This window comes from Neobacillus sp. CF12, from assembly GCF_030348765.1.
Classification (GTDB): Bacteria; Bacillota; Bacilli; order Bacillales; family Cytobacillaceae; genus Neobacillus.
On record NZ_JAUCEU010000007.1, the window covers coordinates 147164 to 170403 of the forward strand.

Below are 23240 nucleotides of genomic sequence, written 5' to 3' on the forward strand. Positions count from 1 at the left end.
AGAAAATAAGGATTTTTTGAAACTAAGTAAAAGAATTTGAAATATTACTCATTTATTGCAAACTTTTCTCATCCTTTGGTGCGTCTAAATATGTCGAGAAAACAATATAGACTACAAAAGGGGAGAATCAGGGATGCAACAATTTAGAAAGAAGATTTCTATATTATTCATTGTTTTAATTCTATCGTACGCCGTTTTTAGTGAAACGTCCTTTATTCAAAAAGCAATCGCAGGAGAAAACAACTATGAAACAACCGCAAATTTGAATGTTCGAACAGGACCTTCCACGAAATACGAAATTTTAGGGGTTATCAAAAAAGGTGAACGAGTAGACGTAGTGAGTGCAGCAGGAACAGGATGGTACCAAATCCTTTATAAAGAGAAAAAAGCGTATGTAAGCAGTCAGTACGTGAAAATCATGATAAACGAACAATCGGTAGAAAACAACTATGAAACAACCGCAAATTTGAATGTTCGAACAGGACCTTCCACGAAAAACGCCATTTTAGGGGTTATCAAAAAAGGTGAACGAGTAGACGTAGTGAGTACAGCAGGAACAGGATGGTACCAAATCCTTTATAAAGAGAAAAATGCGTATGTAAGCAGTCAGTACGTGAAAATCATGATAAACGAACAATCGGAAGAAAAGAACTATGAAACAACCGCTAATTTGAATGTTCGAACAGGACCTTCCACGAAAAACGCCATTTTAGGGGTTATCAAAAAAGGTGAACGAGTAGACGTAGTGAGTGCAGCAGGAACAGGATGGTATCAAATCCTCTATAAAGAGAAAAACGCGTATGTTAGCAGTCAGTACGTGAAAAAAATGATAAACGAACAATCGGAAGAAAAGAACTATGAAACAACCGATAATTTGAATGTTCGGACAGGACCTTCCACGAAAAATGCCATTTTAGGGGTTATCAAAAAAGGCGAACGTGTAGACGTAGTGAGTGCAGCAGGGACAGGATGGTATCAAATCCTCTATAAAGAGAAAAAAGCGTATGTAAGCAGTCAGTACGTGAAAAATAGGAATAAGGAAAAATGGGAAGAAGAATTAATTCCTGTGGTGGCACAACCGGATGATCTTGCCGTATTAATTAATAAACAGAACAAATTGCCGGTAAATTTTGTGCCGAAAAATTTAATCGATTCAGGAATCTCGTTTCCGTTTACGAATAGCACAGAAAAACAAAAATTACGAGAAGAAGCGGCCGTTGCCATTCAAACATTAGTGCGTGATGCAAAAAAAGCAGGGCACACGATTGTTGGTGTTTCTGGTTACCGTTCGCACAAGACACAAATTTCGTTATTTGAATCATACGTGAAACAAGATGGGTATGAAAAGGCTCGTATGTATAGTGCGATCCCTGGTACAAGTGAACATGAAACCGGACTCGCAATTGACGTGGGAAACAGTAGTGAAACATGTGCAGCAACAACTTGTTTTCAGAACACAAAAGAGGCGGAATGGTTGCAACTTCATGTAGCTGAATATGGGTTCATTATTCGATACCCAAAGGGAAAAGAATCTATAACTGGGTATCAATATGAACCATGGCATCTTCGATATGTCGGAAAAGATGTCGCAACAGAAATTATGAAACAGGGAATCACATTAGAAGAATTCCACAAGGGACTATTGGTAAAACAAGGTTCATAAAGGTCCTTTCAATAACAAAATAATAGTTCAGGTCAAACCATTTGAAGGACCCCATAACCCACCATATGGTGAAAAAACAATAACCTTCCGATTAAAAGGAAGTGAAATTAAAGTTGCTGATTACAAACATAGAGACATTCTAGAAGAGGAATGGACTATGGTAAAATCACGGTAAAGATACTCAGCTAAATACTAGGGATGCTTTTTTTATTGGATTAAGGGAAGAATAGTTTAAAATCATAGAAAAAAAGTGTTTAATCCAAAGTTGGATTAAGCACTTTTTGAGTTGGTAGTTAACAACAAATTAGATAAGAAGAATGTTTTATCACTTAAATGGAAAAATAATAATTGACTAGGGAAAGGGTACGTGTTAAATTTACCTTACGACCGTTCGGAAGGGTGATAAATGTGACGTCAGAACTAATAAAAGAAGTTTCTTTAAAATATTTCGCAAAAAATGGATATGAAGGTGCATCGTTAGCACATATCGCTGAAGAGGTAGGGATTAAAAAACAATCTATTTATACTCATTTTAAAGGGAAAGATGAGTTGTTCCTTCAGTTATGCAAGGATTCGTTTGGTAATGAACTAACAAGCGTTATTAACTTTATAGGAAGTAATAGGGCTCTACCTATTAATGATTTCTTATATAATTTTTTATTGCATTATATAGAACGATATGAAAAGCTCGATGCTACAAAATTTATGATTCGTACTGCTTTTTATCCGCCAATCCATCTCAATGAACAAGTTATGAAATTTGTTTACGAGTACCTAGACAAGTTGGAAGAACTTTTTCTCCCGATTATTGAAAAAGGAATCACCAAGGGAGAAATTTGTTCAACTGTTGGTGGACATCGTGCCACAACAGCGTTTATGGGGGTTTTAGATGGAATATTTGTTGAAATGCTGTATGGGGGTCCAGAGCGTTTACAGAAGAGATTGGATGCATCTTGGTATGTGCTATGGCGTGGACTTTCATATGATTAAAGACTTGAGGAGTGAATGTAAATGAATCGAAATTGGGCATTTGTAATTATTGCAGGAATTATTGAGGTTTTTTGGGCAATGGGATTAAAGTATTCAACTAACTTGATCTCTTGGGCTGGAACATTTCTTCTTATCTATTTATCCTTTGTTATATTGATAAAGTCTACTCAAAATGTACCGGTTGCTACGGCATATGCAGTATTTACTGGGATCGGAACAGCTGGGACAGTTTTAGTTGAAATGATTGTTTTTGGTGAACCTTTCAGTGTGACTAAAATTTTCTTTATTATTCTGCTTATAGTTGGTGTAATTGGTTTAAAACTTGTCACGAAAGAACCTGGTGAAAAAGAGGGTGCAGTATAATGGCTTGGATATTTCTGATATTCGCGGGTATTTTTGAAGTTGTTGGTGTAACGGGTATGAATCAGATTAATAGAGAAAAAAACTTCAAGTCTTATTTCATCTTATTTGTGGGATTTGTTATTAGTTTTAGTTTTTTATCATTAGCTATGAAAAGCCTTCCTATGGGTCTGTCCTATGCAGTATGGACAGGAATTGGAACAATAGGGGGAGCAATTGTTGGTATGATGTTTTATGGGGAATCAAAAGATTGGAAAAGAATTTTATTTATAGGATTCATCTTAGCCGCAGTAGTCGGATTGAAACTGACACATTAAATCCGATGCTATTCAAAATAAGAATAGAAATCAACCTATTATTATTTCAAACTGCAAACCTGTAATAATGCTCAAAACAAAGCTAAATTATGTTATTAATCTTCATTATTAAAGGTGATAAACCCTCTCAAAAATGCAATTTTGAGAGGGTTTATTTTGTGAAAAAAATAGACCTCCACCTTGTGACGCTAGAATTTTTTATTACTCTCTTTTTCTATAATGCAATGGAGCATAGCCGGTGACAGACTTAAATACTCTGCCAAAATGGGTCACACTGCCGAAGCCTACTTTCTTGTAAATCAAGTTCACCTTCATGGAAGAAGACTCCAGAAGCTTCTTCGCTTCTTTGATCCTGACATTGTTGAGGTACTCTATAAATGTAAAGCCCGTTATTTCTTTAAAAAAACGGCTTAAATAATAGGGGCTTACGTAGAATTCTTCCGCCACTGCTTGGAGCGGCAGTTCATTCATATAATGGTTGTTGATATAGCGTACAACCTCTGAGATTCTTTCATGCATAGGGCCTGGAGATTCTATTTGCTCAACACTAGATTGTTTGATATCCCTGCAGCAAATAATGAGCATCTGCAGTACCAGTGTTAGTGCATACATCTCGTAGCCTGTCTTTTTCTCCTGAATCTCCTGAATGATTGTCTGTGAAAGCGTATCGAGTAAAAGGTGCTCTTGCTGAGGATAACGAACAATGATGTACTCTTGTTCGAATAAAGGTTGAAGGATATTCCTATAGGAAGGATTCCATACAGCCATGCAGGTCTCATGAATATTTACAATTAGCCGTTCATGTTTTGGCATTTCTGTGTTGGTTGTTCGATGCAGGATATTAGGTGAAATAATGACGAAATCCCCTTCGTTAATTACGAATGTCCGATCCTTAATAAAGAATTCCCGTTTGCCGGAGATTAAATAGAATAATTCGAACGTACTGTGAAAATGATTGGCGGGCATATGGTGGCTTACCGATTTCCGGTGTGACACCGTGAATGTTTCCTCCGCATTTTGAAATAGAATGCTTTTCAGCCTGTTCGCCTCCTCGTATTTTAGTTATCTACATTTTATGCCTCTGGTTCATTTTCTACAAGATATAAGAGGTTTTTGATTAAATATGCAAAAAATGTACATATTTTTATGCTAACCTACTCTTAACTACATATAGGAGGGATTTTCACGATGAGTCAGTTAGAGTCTAGTACCAATACGCGCTCAACAGAGGCACTAACCCCTATTCAATGGGCTGAGAAAGCATGCGAAACGTTAATGGCTAAATTTGAACCAGAATTTCTTCCACCTGAGAGATTTCACTACCATCAGGGCGTCTTTCTTTCTGGTATGGAGAAAGTTTGGGGGCTGACTCAAAAAGATTCATATTATGACTATATTAAAAGATGGGTGGATAGTCATATTCTTGCAGATGGCAGCGTTCCAAAATGCAAAACAAATGAACTAGATGACATTAAACCTGGTGTGCTCCTCTTTAATCTGTACGAGCAAACGGGTGATGAATGTTATAAGAAAGCCTTGTACAATCTTGTACCACTGTTAAAATCATGGAAGACGAATCCATCGGGAGGGTTTTGGCACAAGGAGCATTACCCGAATCAAATGTGGCTGGACGGATTATATATGGCAGGGCCGATTGCCGTGCAGTTTGGTAAGACCTTCGGTGAAAGCAGTTATTTCGATATGATGGCTTATCAAGCCATCCTTATGGAGAAGCAAACAAAGGATCCAGTCACCGGTTTACTGTATCATGGATGGGATGAAACCAGAGCAGCCAATTGGGCCGACCCTGTTACTGGCTTGGCTCCAGAGTTCTGGGGACGCGCAATCGGCTGGTATCCTGTAGCTCTTTTGGAAATGTTCGATCACCTACCTGAGGACCATAAAGAAAAGAAAAAGCTGACAAGGATCCTTCAAGACCTGCTAATTGCTCTAACGAAATACCAAGATCCTGAAACCGGCTTATGGTATCAGGTGGTCGACAAAGGACATCTCTCAGATAATTGGCTGGAAAACTCTTGTTCTTCTCTGTTTGTTCAAGCCGTAGCTAAAGCAGTCCGTTTAGGTTACTTGGACGACAAGTATATGGAATACGCTTGGAAAGGCTACCAGGGTGTGATTGATACGTTGAAGTTTGATGAAAATGGAAATGTCCTTATCGGCAATATTTGTATCGGCACAGGAATCGGCGACTATAACCACTATATTGCCCGCCCGACCAGCGAGAATGATCTTCACGGAGCAGGAGCCTTTATTTTGATGTGTGCGGAAATAAGTCAGGCGTAAAATAGGAGAAACGGTGCTTTGCTGAATATTATATTTACGGGGCTGGTTACTTCAATAGTGAGTCTTTTTTTATAGGTAATCGTATAGCCATATAAGGAATAAAAGGTGGAGTGGATTTATTGTAACAGATAGAGAAGAACATTTGGAGGAGTCTGTCACCAAGGGATAACAATGCCCTTTGGTAACAGGCTCTTTTGTATAAAGAAAGAATGAAAGTTTACGAGAGTCGAGTTACGAAAAAGGATCAGGCAAGTGATTTTCCTTAAAAAATGTACTTAATAATGGGCGTTTCAATCAAGGTCTACTAAATTTAAAGCTAAATTATCCATTTATAGGAAATGCAGATACCAAACCCTGGCAGCCTGGCTATTTTAACTTCGAGTGAGGTATATGTTTAACTTTTATAAGACATGCTCCTAAATAGGTAACGAACGTATATTGTTGAAAACAACCTTTTTAGGAGAGATGTGTTTTGTATTACTATAATAATCCTTATTTGAACCAATGCATTAAAGGGTTTAACTATGGTACGCAATATCTATATCCAACCACTGTAAGTCCAAACAGTTATAGAAATAATCGTTCTAAAACTAGGGTTAAATCATTTTCCAAAGAGGAAGCAGCAGCAATCGCTTTACTTTTAGGCATTGATTTTAATAAAAGCAAGTTTGATTTAGATGAGTTTTGGATGGGAGTAAATACAGAGCTTGAACATGGAAAAATATCCAGTCAAACGAATGTTACAGGCGATGATCCTATTATTACTGGGAAAATTGCTCTGGCTCATCTTAACGAATTTCCTGATTACTACAAAAGATTAAAGGTACTTGAGGAAGAAGCAAAAGCCTATTGGAACAAATAATTTAAGAAACCTAAATGATTAGAGTAGCTTATTTTTAAAAGAAGTTTGTGCAAAATTGTACCTATGCTAAAGGAGGCTGTACCTCAAGAACTGGCTGCTTATTATAGGTAGCTTTTTCTAATTGAATTAACTGTGCAGGTTAATCGAAGAATTCCTTTTCATATAAATGTTGTTTATAGGATATTTTAACAACTAGGTATTAAGAAAAGGATGATAAAGATTTGAAAATAAAAATCCAATGATTAGTTAATGTTACGATCGTCATTCTAGCATGGCTGACAATACCTTTTTTCGGGCTACATAATATAAAAAGGTTTCTTCCTGCTTCATTTCTTATTTTCGTTATCGAATGAATTTCAGTTTTTCCTTTATTATTTTTCTAAGGCATCTCTACTGTATGGGTTTCAATACTTTTTTGAAAATAGAAAAAAATAACAATAACCTTCCATTAAACACTTGTTGGAAGGTTTTGTTATATTTAGCCTATATCTTGGAAGATAGATCTTCTTTTTAGTAAGATAACGCTATAGTAGATTAAAGCTTATGGCTCTACTGCTGCTACTTTTTAAACTCATTCAATCTATCATAGGTTTCAATCAGAAAATCATAAAACAGCTCTTCAGTTGGAAGCAATTTACGGTCAGCCGGGTAGATTACACCGACTGTTCGAGTGGGTCTCGTATCTGAAAGTGGAATAACGACGGTAGATCGAGGTGTATTATCGACCAATGTCATCTCAGGCATCAAGGATACACCTAAGCCTGCAGATACTAACCCTTTTAATGCGTCAATATCTTTCCCTTCGAATGCTATAGTTGGTGAAAATCCCACATCATTACATGCTTGAACAACTTGTTCACGAAATACAAATCCTTCAGGAAGAACGCAGAAGGGGTCATTTTTTAAATCCCGTAATCGAATGGATTCCCGGTCCGATAATGGATGATGAAGAGGGATGAGGGCTACGATATCCTCAGTGAAAAGGGTGTCCCCGCTAATCTTTTTTTCTTTTTCCAGATTAGGCATGGGGGCAATCATCGCCAAATTAAATTGGCCATTTACAACACCATCTATTAAATCGTAATAAAGGGCATTGCTCATTTGAAATTTTGCTTCGGAATAACGAGTGCGAAAAGCATATATGATGTGAGGCAATGTATGGGCTGCCATGCTAATCGGAAATGCAATTCGAACGGTCCCTTTTTCAGGATTTAAATATTCTCTTACTTCTCTCTTAGCATCCTCCATCAAATACCACACTTGTTTAATCCGTTCATAAAAAATTTTGCCAAGAGGGGTTAACTTGACATTCCTTCCCTCACGTATAAATAGTGCTATACCTAATTCCTCTTCTAAATTGGCAATTTGTCTGCTAATGGCAGATTGCGCAATATGCAAAGCATCAGCTGCCTCTGTTACATGCTCTCTTTTTGCTACTTCCAGGAAGTATTGAATTTGTCTCGTCTCCATTTTTTTACCACTCCAGGTGTAATGCATGAATTTCATCGAAATTATTGGAATCATCAATTATTAAATTATAAATTGTAAACACGTATTAGAAAAGGAATTCAGCAAAATTGAAAAATTTATATAAATAGTATTGTTAATAAAATAATCTCTTATTAATGGTATAGCTAAAGTGAATGTATTAATATTATTAGAAAAGAGATTAAGAGTATCATAGTTGTGGATTTAAAAGTACCTTTACAATCTGGATTGGGGGCTTTTTATTGAAAATGAAGAATTTTTTCTATTCCCTATCTATCCGCAAAAAGATTTTAGCGGCCATGCTAATCATCTCCATATTCCCCCTGACAATACTAACCATATTCACTGCAAAGTCGGTCTATTCGGATACGTATCGGGAGCTTATTGATAACCGAAAAATGAGCATTAACTGGGTTGCAGACCGACTAGCATTAAGTGTAAGTAAGTATATGGATCAATTTTATGAGTTTGAGGTCAATAAATCATTAAAAAATGATATCCTATCTTGGGCAGATGAAGAGAGAAAATTAGAATACCTGGCGCAAGAGAGAATAAGGACTGCGTTTCATACAGCTATTAGTATGGATGCAACGATTAATTCCATAGAGCTACACAACCTTTTCACAGGAAAATCATTTGTTGCTTTACGGTCAGGTACATTTGTAAACGAAACACAATCGGAAACGTCCATCTTGGATGAAAGGAATCTAAACTTGCAAACGAACCTTTTCTTCATGCGAGTGGAAAAGGAAATCCTAGTCATCCACCGGATTAATCAGTTTGAAACCAAAGTCCCTAAGGCTTTAATGGTTATTCACTTAAAACCAGAAGCACTAGGTGATATCCTAGAAAGCATCAAAACTACTGAGGATGAATCGGTTGTGTTATTAAATGATGAAGATGAAATCATACAAATGAATACGGGAGAGGGTGAGTTTCCATCGAAAGAAGTAATCACTTCTCGATTAAATGAAATGAAAAATGCCGATAATGAACAGTTTATAAAATCGGATGATTATTTTTATTTTTACCGATCAGTCAATGATGGTAAATTACAAGTTGTGAAAATTGTTCCGAATCATGTTTTGGTTAACTCACTCGAAAAAACTCTTTTAATAGGGTTCCTCATTACGCTTCTTAATATTATTGCTGCTATTTTATTCTCCATCTTGTTTTCAAACATCATAAGCAAACCTATTATCCGTCTTTCGAAAAAAATGCAAACCCTCACTTTGGATTCTAGTAATAAACCAAATACAGTAAAACGTGATGATGAAATCGGTATATTGCATACGAGCTTTAATGAAATGATTAAAAGGAATCAAAAGCTTATCTTGCAGGAATACCAAAGTAAAATTGATGCAAGAGACGCGCAGCTGCGGGCACTGCAAGCCCAAATTAATCCTCATTTTATGTATAACACCTTACAAGTCATTGGAGGTATGGCACTAGAGAAAAGTGTTCAAGAGATCTATAACATTACCCTTGCTTTGAGCGATATTATGCGGTACTCCTTAAACTTTTCTAAAGAAATGGTTCCCCTACGTGAGGAAATTGTGTATCTTAACAGCTACCTTTTTATACAAAATCAGCGATTTGGAAATCGTATTCATGTTAAACAGAATATTTCTGATCCTCTAATGGATATGTTCGTGCCTAAATTGGTTGTTCAGCCCATTATTGAAAATTGTCTGATTCATGGATTTCAAGATAAATCTGGAGAATGGAATATTTCGATTTCAGCAAATGTGGTGAACGAGAAAGATGTAGTGCTTGTCATTAGAGATAATGGTCAAGGAATTTCAAGTGAGCGCTTACGTACAATCCAAGAAGAATTGAAACAAGGTACACCAAAGGCAATTACTTCTGCACAACATATTGGGTTAAATAATGTGAACTCACGTATTAAACTGTCTTTCGGAGAAACATATGGATTAACCGTGGGTAGTACGGAAGGAGAAGGAGCGGTTGTAACAATCTTTATGAAAGTTCTAATGAAGGAAGGTGGCAGGGATGAGATATAAAGTGATCATTATTGATGATGAAGAATGGACGAGAAAAGTCATTAAACATCTCGGAAAGTGGAGCGAGCTTGGAATAGAAGTTGTAGCGGAAGCCTCAGATGGTAACTATGCTTACGAGCTAATTTCTCGCCTCCAGCCAGACATTATCATAACCGATATTAAGATGCCTCATCTCAATGGGATTGATTTATTAAGAAAGTTACGAGAAGAAGGGAATACCGCAAAAGTGTTGATTGTAAGCGGATTCGATGATTTTGAGTATACCAAGAGTGCCGTTAAGTTAAAGGCAAATGATTATCTCCTAAAGCCCATAAAGCCTGATGAGTTAAATGAGCAATTAGAGCGTTGTACCAAGGAATTGAAGGAAGAATCTAGGACACTCAAAGAACAAACGTTGGATTTAAATGGTTTTATGAATGTCCATTGGATCAAGGAATATACCGTATTCCAAACTTCCCTTTACGAATGTCTACGGTCCAATAATCAGGAATTACTGGAGCAAAAATTCAGAGGGTTCATTGATTATATTGTTAAGAATGAGGGGAATAGAGTTGAAAAGAGTTTAATCGTTTGTATTTATTTTGATCTCCATAATTGGTTGCAACGTTTTATTGCGGATAGGGGGTACAGTATTCAAGATGTGTGTGAAGGAAAAGATACCTCCTTTGTGTTTCATCAAGATAGCACGTTAAAGGATGTCCTACGATTTACCCAGAATCTCTACTCTGAGGCATTATCCAATGTTACTCGTTTCATAAAGTCGAGAAAAAGTATTGATGTGAAACAAATTGAATTTTATTTAGAAAGTAATTATCAATGGGGAGTGACATTAGAACAAACGGCCAATCAATTTTATATCAGTAAAGAATATTTAAGTAAAGTATTTAAAGAGAAGACTGGAACAAGTTTTTCAGATTATGTGACAGCGTTACGAATGAACAAAGCTAAAGAGCTGGTGATGGAATCAAAGGCCCCATTAAAGGAAATCGCTGAACTTGTTGGGTATGCAGATTTAGCTTATTTTTATCGCGTATTTAAAAAGTATTTTGGTATGACCCCTGGAAAGATGCATGAGAGCTTAAAATAATCCAATGAATCATCTTATAAAAGTAGAATGATAACTCTTTTAAGATTTTGTATAGTTAAGTCAAATAAAGTGCGCTTTATTAATCTGAAAGGGGTTCCTGTCTATGAAAAAATTGATATCTTCCATTCTAGTTATCGTAATGGTCATGGTCGGTTGTAGTAACAAAGAATCCTCCAGTTCGTTTGATCCAGAAGAAATCGAATTGAATATAATGATGAGTTTCCCGCAGTATATGGATCAGTGGGAAACGTATATTGATCAGTTTGAAAAAAAGATGCTGGACGAAGAAAACCTAAATGTTAAGGTAAATTTAGAAATGCCGAGTTCTGACCAGTATGAGAGTGTATTACAAGCGCGATTAAGTGGAAATGATGCACCAGATCTTTTTACCCTGCACAGCAATAATATTTCAACTTATAATAAAGCGGGACATCTAACGGATCTTACAAATGAACCATTTACCGAAAAGTTATTTGAAAATGTAAAAAAGACCATTACGCATGATGGAAAAATCTTTGTGGTACCTATTGAAAGCCAGGCATGGGGAGTTCTTTATAATAAGAAAATATTCAACGAGTTAAATTTAACAGCGCCAGAAACGCTTAATGAGCTGGAGAAAATTACGGAGACATTAAAAGAGAACGGTTATACTCCATTTTTATTAGCTTACCAAGAGCAATGGGTGCCGCAATTAATGACAGCGCTTACTCTTGGAGGGAAGGTTTCAGGGGAAGTACCAGATTGGGTGGAAAGAATGTATGCAGGTGAAGGTTCCTATGAAGAGATGAGGGATATTTTTGGTCCGATAGATTTGATTATGAAGAATGGTACGGACCGTGCCATGGAATTAGGATCTGAACTAGGCGCAGCTGATTTCGCGAATGGGAAAGCAGCGATGTTTGTGCAAGGAACGTGGGCTTCTGGAACGATCATGCAAACAAACCCGGATATGGAGCTTGGTGTGTTCCCATTACCAATTAACAATAATAAAGCCAATACGCTCGTGAACCTGTCTACCTCTACAACTTTGGCTGTTCATCCCGATAGTAAGGTGAAGGATGTTGCACTAAAGTTTGCGAATTATGTACTTGATGATAAGGATTCTTCTACTCTATTCGAATCAACGCGCTTCAATCCAATTGCCGCCATTCACGATTACGAAACAGATCCATGGGTAACGGATGCTTATCAATATGTGGAAGAGGGACGTTCTTACCAGGATTTAGTTCTTCCTCAAGCTGTCACAGAAGAACAGGGTAAACTATTACAGGAATACTATATAGGAAGTATTACGAAAGATGAATTTATTAAGAGGATGGATGAAGTTTTTGCTGAATCTGTAAAATAAATCAAACACTATTAACGGATGGATGGTTGGTAATCAAAAGAGGCGGGCCAAATGTTCGCCTTTTTTATTATCCAATAGAAAGAAGGAATAATCATGTTTAGTAAACAAAAGGAAAATAGAATCTTATTAGTATATGTTTTACCAGCACTTATCGTCTATCTCCTTTTTAAACTGTATCCTGCTATTTTAGGATTTTACTATTCCTTAACGGATTGGAATGGGATCGATCAATCCTATGAGATGATTGGATGGGCTAACTTTAAAGAAATATTTGAAGACGTTTATTTTTGGGAATCGATCCAATTTACCTTTAAATATGTAGTGGTCATATTAGTCGTATCGAATGTCTTAGCCTTACTTTTGGCTGTTTTAATAGAATCCAGATTGAAAGCGAGAGGTTTATTTCGAACGCTGTTTTATATGCCCAATATGATTAGCATGATTATTGGTGGTTATATGTGGGTGTTTATTTTTACTAGGGTGATCTATTATCTTGCGGATAATTGGGGTTTAGCCTTTCTTGATCAATCTTGGATTGGTGATCCACGTTATTCATTCGTGGCGATTATCATCGTATCGAGCTGGGGAACAGTGGGTTATTTAATGTTAATCTACATGGCTGCCCTCCAAGGTGTACCTCTTCAGTTGAAGGAAGCGGCAGTTTTAGATGGAGCGAATAGCTGGAATGTGTTTCGAAATGTCACCTTTCCGATGATCCAACATGCATTTACCATCTGTATTTTTTGGTCCTTGAGTTCTGCCTTCCAGGTATTTGATGTAATTTATGCCTTAACAGGGGGAGGTCCTGGAAGAGCGACCCAATCGGTGGCGTTGAATATTTATGAAGAGGCGTTTAAAGGAAATATAAGGTATGGATATGCTACAGCAAAATCAACTATATTATTTGTCATCGTGTTCCTGCTCACATTGGCTCAACTTAAAATGATGAAAAGAAAGGAGCAGGAGCTATGAGAATAAAGCAAAAAGCAGGAAATATACTCGTTTATTCCATCTTAATCCTTCTCTTGATTTATTGGCTTTTCCCGCTTTTCATCGCGATACTGAACTCCTTTAAAACAAATGGGGAACTTTTAACCAATGTATTATCTTTACCTAAAGAATTACAGTTTGAAAACTATACTCGCACCTTTGAAAAAATGAACTATGCACGTAGTTTAATGAACACAGTCATTGTGGCGAGCATTGGTGTTTCTCTTATGATTTTTTTTTCTGCAATGGCAGGCTGGAGATTAGCTCGGACAAAAACAAAACTGTCTACGTTTATTTTTGGCCTTTTCGTTTTCTCGATGTTGGTTCCATTCAGTTCGATTATGATTCCATTGTATAAAATCATGTTACTGTTTAATATGAATAATTCCTTAATGGGGTTAGGCCTTGTATACACAGGACTAGGTGTAAGTATGGCTATTTTTCTTTATCATGGATTTGTAAAAAGTATTCCTAAGGAGATAGAGGAATCTGCTCTAATGGATGGCTGTCGTCCATTTCAAATCTTTATCTATATTATTTTTCCATTATTGAAGCCGGTGACGGTGACCGTTTGTATAACCAATGTCCTCTGGATTTGGAATGATTTTTTACTGCCATTAATTGCAATATCAGACAACGAAAAATATACACTCCTTTTATCCACAAACACATTATTTGGTCAGTATAGCAGTGATTGGGGGGCTATATTAAGTGCATTAATTCTAGCTGCGATCCCTGTGATTGTTTTTTATGTCATTTTTCAGAAGAGTATCCTTAAAGGCATTGCAGAAGGTGCGACGAAGGGGTGAAGAAGATGAACTTTATCAAAAGGGTCAACAGCTCATTATATCGTGGGGATGAACCAATTGTCCTTCGAGGCTTCGGATTAGGGGGATGGCTTTTACCTGAAGGATATATGTGGAAGTTATATACCAAATGTGATCGTCCTCGTCGGATGGAAAAACTAATCATCGAGCTCTGTGGTTCGAAGTATGCAGAACATTTTTGGAAAACCTATTATTCTACCTATATAACAGAATGGGATATCGAGCTGATAGCAAAAAAAGGCTATAATTCAGTACGTTTGCCGTTAAATGCTCGTCACCTTTACGATAGGCAAAATGAACAATATAGGTGGAAAGAAGATGGATTCAAATATATTGATCAACTGATTAATTGGTGTAAAAAATATGGTATCTATATCATTCTGGATATGCATGGAGCACCTGGCGGACAAACGGGGACCAACATTGATGATAGCTTAGTAGATCTGCCTGAATTATTTATGAACAGTCACTATCAACTTGATTTAATTGCCCTTTGGACCGAAATTGCACGACGATACAAGAATGAAAGTATAATCGCTGGATACGATTTATTAAATGAACCTTTACCCAACTGGTTTGCAGAATACAATCATCAGGTTCTCCCATTATACAAAGAATTAATTCAAGCTATACGAACGGTTGATCAACAACATCTTATTATCCTAGAAGGCGTTCACTGGGCAACCGATTTCTCTATATTTGATGGGGTACGAATAGAAGACTTAGATTCTAATATCATGCTCCAATTTCATAAATATTGGAGTCCCCCAGATCAAGAAAGCTTATCTAATTTTCTAGCCTATCGGAATCAACTGAATGTTCCCTTGTTCATGGGAGAGGGTGGGGAAAATAATCTTCTTTGGTATTCGGCGATATTCCCGCTTTACGATAAGTTGAACATTTCATGGTCTTTTTGGACCTATAAAAAAATGGACACTGTCAACTCGCCTGTTTCTTTTTCGACTGCTAAGGGATGGAGTAAAATAATCGCATTCATAGATGGAGAAATCGCCATTCCACAAAATGAAGCAATCGATATATTTAATGATTTTCTATTGAGTATTCAAAATCCAATCATTAATGATTTGGTTTTCAATAGTCTTATATGTCGAGTACCGATAAGAATTCATGGCGAATTCTACTCCCAATACTCTACTATAAGACCTCGAGCAAAACATGTTGAATTACGTTCTCAGGATCCAGTAACTATTTTGTTTGAAAATGGGAAAAGTGGAGTTCCTGATTACAAAAGACACGGCGGGGAGCCGGAGCCTAAGGAAGAAAATATCATTGTCGATCTTTCAGCAGGGGAAGGTTTACAATATGAATTTGTTATAGATCAATCGTATCCGACTATACAATTCTCCATTTTTGCACGAGGAAATGGAGAACTCCAACTAGACTGTGATCATTTTCGTTGTTTGTTAGATGTTAATGGTAATTGGTCAACGATAGATACACCATTGTTCAGTAATCCAGATATCAAAAAATATTCATTACACCTTCTATGTCAAAGTGGTCAACTTCAGTTAGATTATATAGATATAAAAATAGTGGAGTAGGATTTACTTGGTGCTGTATTGTGAAAAAATTGAAAAAGCCGGATAAGGCATACGGGAGAGAAAAAGCAATTGAAGATTTTTACGAATTAAAATTATGATGATAAGAATAATATATAAGATGAATTTGAGTAGGGATTTATCAATGAAACCCATCTAAAGATGGGTTTTCTGCTAGTATGCTAATGATATATCATAATTCGGAGGGGAAATCATGAGCAAAACAGAGGAATTGAATCAGGAATTGCAGGTCTTGACCAGTCGGCGTGATCGGATGCAGAAGAACCTTTATGAAGTGGAAAAACGTATTAATGAGATTGTAACTGAATTGAAAAAACAAAGAATGTGAGAACCCCGTTGTTTATAACTTATCTAGTGTAAAAATGTAAAGTAAGGATTGTTACTTGTTGAATTTATAAAAACAATAGAAAAAAGCAAGAGAGATGAACTCTTGCTTTTTTATGATTTTAATGGCTTGTGTTGTGGCTCTCTGCCATCCCTAAGTCGTTTTTGTAGGCCGCCATCGCCAGTTCATACCTCACCTTTTTGACCGCTTCCACGAAATCCGCTTCCTTCACAAGACCAGATAATGAATACCGGTGACCCCTGAAATCCACGTTCAGTTCGGTGATTTGGTTAAATTTGAAACTCTCCAAGGGTACTCCGTTTTCATCCTTTAACAGGTATTGACCGTATTTCTCGTTGCAAGTTTGTGCAACTTCCTCCATTACCTTGAAGGCATCGTCTGGATTTTGACTATAGTTGAGGACAAGGCTTTCGTTCACCCTGCGCATTCCCCGGTTCCCGTTCTGAAGTTCCGTGATGCTGCTATAAGAGACCGAATAGAGGTATCCGTCATACTGGCGGATCTTCAGGTGGCGCATGCTGATTTCCTCGATTTTCCCTTGACGGTTTCCATTGATGATTACATAATCCCCGAGATGGATCTGGCGCTCAAACAAGTAGGTAAGCCCCATAATGTAATCTCGGATGATATGCTGGAAGATCAATGCCAAGGCACCTGCCACCACGACCGAACCAGTGAGAAATCTTGTTAGTTCGAAGAAATGGCTAGCAACATAAATTAAGAATAAAACCAATCCCAATACCTTTGTCACCTGGTTCGCAAAATGCATCAATGTATCCTCAAAATTTTCATCCAAGAAGCTCGTCTTGTCAAAGAAAAGATTGATGGATTTGCGGATCATATAAACAGTGAGTATAATCAGCAGTGCCACGGTTAAAATTTTTACGGGAAACTTCTCGAACAGTTCTAAGAAAAACACACTATCACCCCTAATTTCACACTATACCAGAATGCGGATAAGGAGAAAAACTTCCTTTCCCAACAACCTTTAACGATATCATTGTTCCTAAAAAAATAGAAGCCCTCTGGCATAGCCTAATGCAGAAGAAAACATGGCAAAAATAATGATGTTTTTTCTATTAATCCCACTATCAGAACGCTGAGCAATGAAAGAGTTTATTAATACTCCACTTAGTGAACTTACAGCCATAAAAATACCAAAAGCCCCCGTGCTCATTCCAAATTCCTCGGTAGAATACAAAGATAAATATGGCATCGTAATGGAGATTCCTGTTCCGACGAGAAGCATACAAATCATGAAAAGACTATAGCTTTTTATTGCGAACAACTTTTTTATACGAAGTATCATTAATTTCACCACCTGCTAATCCCTAATGGATACGTATCACTATTATAAAAAAAATGAAAAGAATACGTTATCATATTCCTCTCAAATGCTTGCCTATTCCTTGCATACCCAATCATTTAATGGTTTAAAGAAGATGTAACAGTATAATTTGAGAACTTACATGTTAATCATATTGTTTTGTTCTTTTGTTATTTAAGACCCTTAACTTAAAAGAGGGTCAAAAAGAATTTCAAATAAGAATTGCTACTACTTGTCAAAAAATAATGGAAGAAGATAATAGAGATAAAAAAATTAATTTTTTACCAATAAAAAACAAAAGTTGGCCGTCTACTATATGAAAGGAGGCCAAAGATGACTCAAACTAGTTTGCATCAATTAAAGACCTCGGTGGATCCCCGGGATGAATTTAAGCAATTATATATTGACCATAAAAAGCATGTTTTCGCGATGGCGTTATCGATTTTAAGAGATTTTGAATTGGCTGAGGATAGCTGTCTCAAATTTTTTTTGGCAGTTTTTTGGGTTAATGTATCCATGTTATGCGAATTATCAGGCATTGCAAAAAAGTTACCGGCCAACTGTCGAAAATCCCCAATAAGACGTTTAGATTCATTTCAATAATGGGACAAGATTGCAGAGGATTGGAAAAAAGGCAAGCTATTAGTGATGTAAGTTAATGCTTTTTATGTAATAATTATTTTGTGAAATGTAAATTTACAATTCATACGTAGTGAAAGTGGGGATCATAATGGCAACGGGAACACATACAGTAGAAATTCCAGTAGATGTACAAGCAGTTTGGGATTATGTCAGTGATCTTGAAAAATGGGCAACGTCAGTACCAGCCTATAAAGAACATGAAATCATAGATGACAAGCAATCTATTTGGACATTTGAAGGTAGTGTGAAAGGTATTAAAAAAACAATACAAGCGAAGGTAGATATTACCGTATGGAATGAACCTTCAAATATTAAGTTTGAACTAAAAGGTTTATCAGATAATTTTACAGGAAGCGGTCACTTTACTGCAGAAGATGTTAATGGTAAAACAACAATGACTTGTACGGTGAACGTCCATGCAGGTGGATTATCGGGTGCAGTGTTAACACCAATTATTAAATGGGCTGTTCCAAAAGTAGCATCTCGTTTAACAGAATCTATCGCACGTAAAATTGCAGTATTCTCATAGTTCTCAAAGATTGAAAGCTGATTCATTTTGGAGATACCTTCTCTGAAGTAAAGATGGTAACATTCTGAATTGTGAAGGATTTTACTTTGTGAAATTATCCTATATTGAGAATACTGATTTTTGAAATGATCACTTTCGTTTTATAAGGAACAACGTTTCAAGTAGTGAAAATGTAATAATGAATCAACAGAATAATAATCGTTGAAGAGGATGGTTCGCATGACAAAAACATCAAAAACAACCCTTCCTATGAAACGCAAATTTGATGTTCCAGCAGAAAAAGTGTTTGATGCGTGGACTAACCCAGAAATGCTTAAAAAATGGATGTTTACCATGGAACATACGAATAAAGTGGCAGAGAGTGATCCTCGTGTCGGTGGAACATGGGAAATTGTGGATCATCGAGATGGGAAAGATTACCTAGCTATTGGAGAATACAAAGTGGTGGAACCACCAACGAAACTCGTTTTTACATTCAAAATGCCTCAATTTAGTGATTTAGAAGACGACATTACAGTGGAGATCCAACCGCTTGAATCAGGCTGTGAAATGATCTTCACACAAGAAATTAACGTGACCCATGAAGAAGGTTGGACCACAGAAGATATTGAAAAAGCACATGAAGATTGGAAAAAAGAGACCGAACAAGGTTGGCATTATATGTTTTTATGTTTGAAAGAATTAGTATAAACATGAAAATTACATATCCATCATTTTAATATAAATTCAAGGTAACAGAGGTTTTACTTAATATGGATAAAGCCTTTCATATGAAAAATATGTCTAGGAACAAGTGAACTAGGATTAATTTTTATTCAGCAAAAGGGCGCTTTCTTTAATTAAGAAGGCGTCTTTTTATAATGTACCAGATTATGGAATGAAACATTTAGAAGACAATAAGAATATTAACATAAATTAATGCTGTTAATATGGCAATATAAGAAATTGGAGCTAGAAAAATATTTATAACTAAAAGGAGGCAGAACGATGTCTATCGAGGTAAAGCCAAGAAAAATAATTTTAGATTTAGCCGTTACTTTAGATGGTTTTATTGAAGGGAAAAATGGAGAAGTTGATTGGTGCATTATGGACCCGGACATGGGATTTATTAATTTCTTAAATCAAATTGATACAATTTTATATGGAAGAAAGAGCTATGATTTATGGGGGCAATTTACACCAGAATCAGAAGATGATGCTGAAAAAGAAATGTGGGAAGCAGTACATAGTAAACAAAAATATGTCTTTACCAGAACACAAACAGGGACTGATAATAATGCAATATTTATAAATGATCAGGTCGTTGAAGAAGTCAATAAATTAAAGAATATTCCTGGTAAAGACATCTGGTTATATGGTGGGGCCAGCCTTATAACAAGTTTTATGAATTTAGGTCTTGTTGATGAATTTAGATTATCTGTTCACCCGGTTATTTTGGGAGAAGGAAAACCGTTGTTTATTGACATAAAAGAGAGGGTAAATTTGAAATTGGTTCATACAAGATCATTCTCCTCTGGAGTTGTCCAGTTAATCTACCATTTTAAGAGGGATTGACTATATACATCTTCACCAAATTTATTGGTGCCTGTTTCTTGTCGAATTTGACAAGTTACAGGCACCTTTTTATGTTTAATAGTAAGGATGTTTTTTTTTACCAATAGGAACTTTAGAACATTACTAAAATATCATATGGAGATAATTAAGAATTTAAAGTATGATTAAAAATGAGAAAATTTTTACTACTTTAATTAATTAAGGAACCTACAATATGATCCATTGAAAACTACCAATTAGGAGGATTTATGAGATTTCGAACGAAGCTCTATGCAAGCATTGGTTCATTGCTATTGTTCATTACGATTATCGTTATGATTTTAATGAACATGCTTGAACAATCGACTGTTAAAATGAACGTTGTCATTAATGATTTAAATGAGAGAATCGAAATTGCTTCTACGATTAAAGACGAGACTTCAATAACAACAAATGTGTTAAATGCCTTATTGAAAAATCGTGAAGCGGCAATCAATTTAGACTTGATGAATGCATGGGAAAATTCAAATTCAGACTTACAACTGGCGATTGAGTCACTAGAGAAAAAGGACACCCAAGAGAAATCCCAGGAACTCATTGGTAAACTTAAAATCCTACATGAATCTTATCGAAATATGGGTGAGCAAGCGTTACTGGAAAGAAAAATCAATCCTAACGCTGAACTTACTCCTGCTTTTTTGACTGATATTGAACAATTCGGGTCTAGGAGGGCTCAACTGGCTGAACTGCTTCATGGCTTACAAGAACAAGAGATGAAGGATGAACTGTTACGTTCAAAAGATACCTATAATTGGGCAGTTGAAAATATATACATCTACCTTGTAATCGGCTTAATCATCGGTATCAGTTTTGCCATATGGATCATAAAAAGCACCAGCAACAATCTTAACAAGGTTACAGACGTAATGAAACAGGCAACCGCCAGTGATTTTGATACATTACCACGTATTGAAATTTCCTCAAAAGGGGAACTGAGTGAAATCGCTATGGCCTTTAATAAAATGGCTAATGCACTTGAGAAACATAGTAGAAACGAGAAACAAGTAATAGAAGAAGCAGAAGAATTGAGTTGGCTGAATACCAAAATTGCTAAAATCGCAACACTTTATCCGGAAGTAGAAAATGTCCAGATGCTAGCCAGTATGCTAATTACAAAGTTAGTACCTATGGTGGGAGCAAGCTACGGTGTCTTCTATTTAAAGGAAGTGAACAAAAGTGGCCAGTATTTAACAAGAATGTCTTCCTTTGCCTCTATGGGTGGGGACCAGGAACGAAAGCAATTTCGTTTAGGAGAGGGATTAATTGGGCAATGTGCACTTTTAAAGCGTCCGATTCATTTAAACGAAGTTCCAGACGATTATCTGAAAATTGGTTCAGGTCTGGGAGAAGCTTCACCTAAATCCATTATGATTTTACCAGTATTATTTGAAGACCAGGTACTTGCCGTGATTGAAATTGCCTCTTTTGAGGCGTTAACCCCGTTACATATAAAGCTGCTTGAAAAAGTAAATAACAATTTAGGGATTAAGATCAATAGTATTATCAACCACATGAAGGTAGAACAATTATTGCAAGAATCACAAGCCCTGACGGAAGAATTACAAGCCCAATCTGAGGAACTTCAGATGCAGCAAGAAGAGTTAAGAACAACAAATGAAAAACTAGAGGAACAGTATGAAGCATCTAAACAGAAGAATTTCGAAATACAAGAGGTTAGTGCGGCGCTAGAAGAAAAGGCACAGCAGCTGGAACTTAGTTCTAAATATAAATCTGAGTTTCTAGCAAATATGTCACATGAATTAAGAACGCCTCTGAATAGTTTGCTCATTCTAGCACAAATCCTCTCTGAAAATGGAGAAGGGAATCTGACACCTAAGCAACAGGAATATATTAAAACCATTTACTCTTCCGGTAATGATTTATTGAACCTAATCAATGATATTTTAGATTTGGCAAAGGTAGAGTCTGGAAAACTAGATTTGATTTCAAAAGAAGTAGAATTAAATGAGGTGAGAGATTTTATTTATCATCAATTCTCACCGCTTGCAAATCTTAAGAAGGTTCATTTTACAATCGAAATGGAAAGCGATTTGCCAAAGACTTTCATAAGTGATGAACAACGATTGCAGCAAATCCTAAAAAATCTTCTATCCAATGCGTTTAAATTTACGGAAAGTGGCAGTGTCTCCTTACAAATCCGCGAGGTCATGAAACACTTTACGGAGAAAATAGGGGAAGAACATCAAGCCGAAATGATGCTTGCTTTTTCCGTCAAGGATACTGGTATTGGCATTGAAAAAGAAAAACATGAGACGATTTTTGATGCCTTTAGACAAGCCGATGGAACGACCAGCCGCCAATATGGCGGAACGGGATTAGGCCTATCCATTAGCCGGAATATGGCGCAGTTATTAGGCGGGTTTATAGAAGTTTCAAGTGAAATGGGCAAAGGTAGTACATTTACGTTATACTTGCCAAACCGTCAAATGAATAGCAAACTAGTAAAACTGTCTAGGGCTCGAACGGAAGCAGCGGTCAGTTTAGAAGAGAATTATTTAGTGAACTCCAATGATCAAGTTTTCAGGGAAGAGCCAATGATCAAACATGGAAAATCGATTCTGAAAAACAAGAAAGTTCTTATCGTCGATGATGATATTCGTAATGTATATGCCTTAACGATTGCGCTTGAAAATCATGATATGGAGATTTTGGTTGCGGAAAACGGCAGAGAAGCGTTGGACGTACTAAAGGATCATCCTACTACCGACCTGATTTTAATGGACATTATGATGCCTGAGATGGATGGGTTTGAAGCGATCCAACATATCCGTAAGATAAGCAAATTTGAAACCATCCCGATCATCGCCCTTACTGCAAAGGCGATGAAACACAGCAAAGAAGAATGCCTGGAGGCAGGCGCAACCGATTATATTAGTAAGCCGATTAACTTGGACCAGTTGTTCTCGTTAATGCAAGTTTGGCTGTTCACGAAGGAGGGGTAA

23 protein-coding genes are annotated in these 23240 nt (G+C 36.5%); 19 read left to right on the plus strand and 4 right to left on the minus strand.

Annotated elements, in window-relative coordinates:
* Nucleotides 1–133 precede the first annotated feature (133 nt).
* From QUG14_RS00870 to QUG14_RS00890, 5 genes are all read left to right on the plus strand, one after another.
* Nucleotides 134–1663, plus strand: a complete 1530-nt coding sequence (locus QUG14_RS00870) for an SH3 domain-containing protein (RefSeq protein ID WP_289338533.1) — start codon at nucleotides 134–136, stop codon at nucleotides 1661–1663.
* A gap of 22 nt (nucleotides 1664–1685) precedes the next feature.
* Nucleotides 1686–1838, plus strand: coding sequence for a DUF3888 domain-containing protein (locus tag QUG14_RS00875; protein ID WP_483310786.1), 153 nt, complete (start codon nucleotides 1686–1688; stop codon nucleotides 1836–1838).
* Between the two features lie 233 nt (nucleotides 1839–2071).
* Nucleotides 2072–2653 (plus strand): TetR/AcrR family transcriptional regulator, encoded by a 582-nt coding sequence (locus QUG14_RS00880; RefSeq protein ID WP_289338534.1) that lies wholly within the window; start codon nucleotides 2072–2074, stop codon nucleotides 2651–2653.
* A 21-nt stretch (nucleotides 2654–2674) separates the two neighbouring features.
* The gene (locus QUG14_RS00885; protein ID WP_289338535.1) at nucleotides 2675–3016 is read left to right on the plus strand and encodes a DMT family transporter; all 342 of its coding nucleotides are present in this window, start codon (nucleotides 2675–2677) and stop codon (nucleotides 3014–3016) included.
* Nucleotides 3016–3330, plus strand: a complete 315-nt coding sequence (locus QUG14_RS00890) for a DMT family transporter (RefSeq protein ID WP_289338536.1) — start codon at nucleotides 3016–3018, stop codon at nucleotides 3328–3330. Before QUG14_RS00885 ends, QUG14_RS00890 begins: the two co-directional genes overlap by 1 nt.
* A gap of 201 nt (nucleotides 3331–3531) precedes the next feature.
* Here the strand turns inward: QUG14_RS00890 and QUG14_RS00895 are convergent, their stop codons facing one another.
* Entirely contained in the window at nucleotides 3532–4326 is a 795-nt protein-coding gene (locus QUG14_RS00895) for an AraC family transcriptional regulator (protein WP_289338537.1), read from the minus strand.
* A 192-nt stretch (nucleotides 4327–4518) separates the two neighbouring features.
* Between QUG14_RS00895 and QUG14_RS00900 the strand changes: the two genes are divergently transcribed.
* Both QUG14_RS00900 and QUG14_RS00905 read left to right on the plus strand, forming a co-directional pair.
* The gene (locus QUG14_RS00900) at nucleotides 4519–5634 is read left to right on the plus strand and encodes a glycoside hydrolase family 88/105 protein (protein ID WP_289338538.1); all 1116 of its coding nucleotides are present in this window, start codon (nucleotides 4519–4521) and stop codon (nucleotides 5632–5634) included.
* Between the two features lie 472 nt (nucleotides 5635–6106).
* On the plus strand, nucleotides 6107–6496 hold the full coding sequence (locus QUG14_RS00905) for a DUF5661 family protein (RefSeq protein ID WP_289338539.1): 390 nt from the start codon (nucleotides 6107–6109) through the stop codon (nucleotides 6494–6496).
* A gap of 558 nt (nucleotides 6497–7054) precedes the next feature.
* On the opposite strand, the gene gltC is transcribed toward QUG14_RS00905, so the two are convergent.
* A complete protein-coding gene (gltC, locus tag QUG14_RS00910) occupies nucleotides 7055–7966 on the minus strand; it encodes a glutamate biosynthesis transcriptional regulator GltC (protein ID WP_289338540.1) in 912 nt (303 codons plus the stop codon).
* 266 nt (nucleotides 7967–8232) lie between these two features.
* Between gltC and QUG14_RS00915 the strand changes: the two genes are divergently transcribed.
* The 7 genes from QUG14_RS00915 (at nucleotide 8233) to QUG14_RS00945 (ending at nucleotide 16168) form a co-directional block, all read left to right on the plus strand.
* Entirely contained in the window at nucleotides 8233–10008 is a 1776-nt protein-coding gene (locus QUG14_RS00915) for a sensor histidine kinase (RefSeq protein WP_289344036.1), read from the plus strand.
* Nucleotides 9998–11095 carry a response regulator transcription factor gene (locus tag QUG14_RS00920; protein ID WP_289338541.1) on the plus strand — a complete coding sequence of 366 codons (1098 nt, stop codon included), beginning with the start codon at nucleotides 9998–10000 and terminating at the stop codon, nucleotides 11093–11095. The genes QUG14_RS00915 and QUG14_RS00920 overlap by 11 nt, the downstream gene beginning before the upstream one ends.
* 103 nt (nucleotides 11096–11198) lie before the next feature.
* A complete protein-coding gene (locus tag QUG14_RS00925; protein ID WP_289338542.1) occupies nucleotides 11199–12443 on the plus strand; it encodes an ABC transporter substrate-binding protein in 1245 nt (414 codons plus the stop codon).
* A 90-nt stretch (nucleotides 12444–12533) separates the two neighbouring features.
* A complete protein-coding gene (locus QUG14_RS00930; RefSeq protein ID WP_483310787.1) occupies nucleotides 12534–13415 on the plus strand; it encodes a carbohydrate ABC transporter permease in 882 nt (293 codons plus the stop codon).
* Nucleotides 13412–14242, plus strand: coding sequence for a carbohydrate ABC transporter permease (locus tag QUG14_RS00935; protein ID WP_289338544.1), 831 nt, complete (start codon nucleotides 13412–13414; stop codon nucleotides 14240–14242). The genes QUG14_RS00930 and QUG14_RS00935 overlap by 4 nt, the downstream gene beginning before the upstream one ends.
* Before the next feature lie 5 nt (nucleotides 14243–14247).
* A complete protein-coding gene (locus QUG14_RS00940; RefSeq protein ID WP_289338545.1) occupies nucleotides 14248–15822 on the plus strand; it encodes a glycoside hydrolase family 5 protein in 1575 nt (524 codons plus the stop codon).
* Nucleotides 15823–16033: 211 nt separating this feature from the next.
* Nucleotides 16034–16168, plus strand: coding sequence for a hypothetical protein (locus QUG14_RS00945; protein ID WP_289338546.1), 135 nt, complete (start codon nucleotides 16034–16036; stop codon nucleotides 16166–16168).
* A gap of 118 nt (nucleotides 16169–16286) precedes the next feature.
* Here the strand turns inward: QUG14_RS00945 and QUG14_RS00950 are convergent, their stop codons facing one another.
* Together QUG14_RS00950 and QUG14_RS00955 are read right to left on the minus strand one after the other, a co-directional pair.
* Complete coding sequence (locus QUG14_RS00950) at nucleotides 16287–17105, minus strand: mechanosensitive ion channel family protein (RefSeq protein ID WP_289338547.1); 819 nt, start codon at nucleotides 17103–17105, stop codon at nucleotides 16287–16289.
* Nucleotides 17106–17192: 87 nt separating this feature from the next.
* Complete coding sequence (locus QUG14_RS00955; RefSeq protein ID WP_289338548.1) at nucleotides 17193–17495, minus strand: MFS transporter; 303 nt, start codon at nucleotides 17493–17495, stop codon at nucleotides 17193–17195.
* 351 nt (nucleotides 17496–17846) lie between these two features.
* On the opposite strand from QUG14_RS00955, the gene QUG14_RS00960 reads away from it, so the two are divergent.
* The 5 genes from QUG14_RS00960 to QUG14_RS00980 all read left to right on the plus strand — a co-directional run bounded on the left by QUG14_RS00960 (nucleotide 17847) and on the right by QUG14_RS00980 (nucleotide 23240).
* A complete protein-coding gene (locus QUG14_RS00960; RefSeq protein ID WP_289338549.1) occupies nucleotides 17847–18116 on the plus strand; it encodes a hypothetical protein in 270 nt (89 codons plus the stop codon).
* Nucleotides 18117–18243: 127 nt separating this feature from the next.
* Nucleotides 18244–18684, plus strand: a complete 441-nt coding sequence (locus QUG14_RS00965; RefSeq protein ID WP_289338550.1) for an SRPBCC family protein — start codon at nucleotides 18244–18246, stop codon at nucleotides 18682–18684.
* Between the two features lie 219 nt (nucleotides 18685–18903).
* Nucleotides 18904–19374 (plus strand): SRPBCC family protein, encoded by a 471-nt coding sequence (locus tag QUG14_RS00970; protein ID WP_289338551.1) that lies wholly within the window; start codon nucleotides 18904–18906, stop codon nucleotides 19372–19374.
* A gap of 297 nt (nucleotides 19375–19671) precedes the next feature.
* Nucleotides 19672–20238, plus strand: a complete 567-nt coding sequence (locus QUG14_RS00975; RefSeq protein WP_289338552.1) for a dihydrofolate reductase family protein — start codon at nucleotides 19672–19674, stop codon at nucleotides 20236–20238.
* Between the two features lie 248 nt (nucleotides 20239–20486).
* Nucleotides 20487–23240, plus strand: a complete 2754-nt coding sequence (locus tag QUG14_RS00980) for a response regulator (RefSeq protein WP_289338553.1) — start codon at nucleotides 20487–20489, stop codon at nucleotides 23238–23240.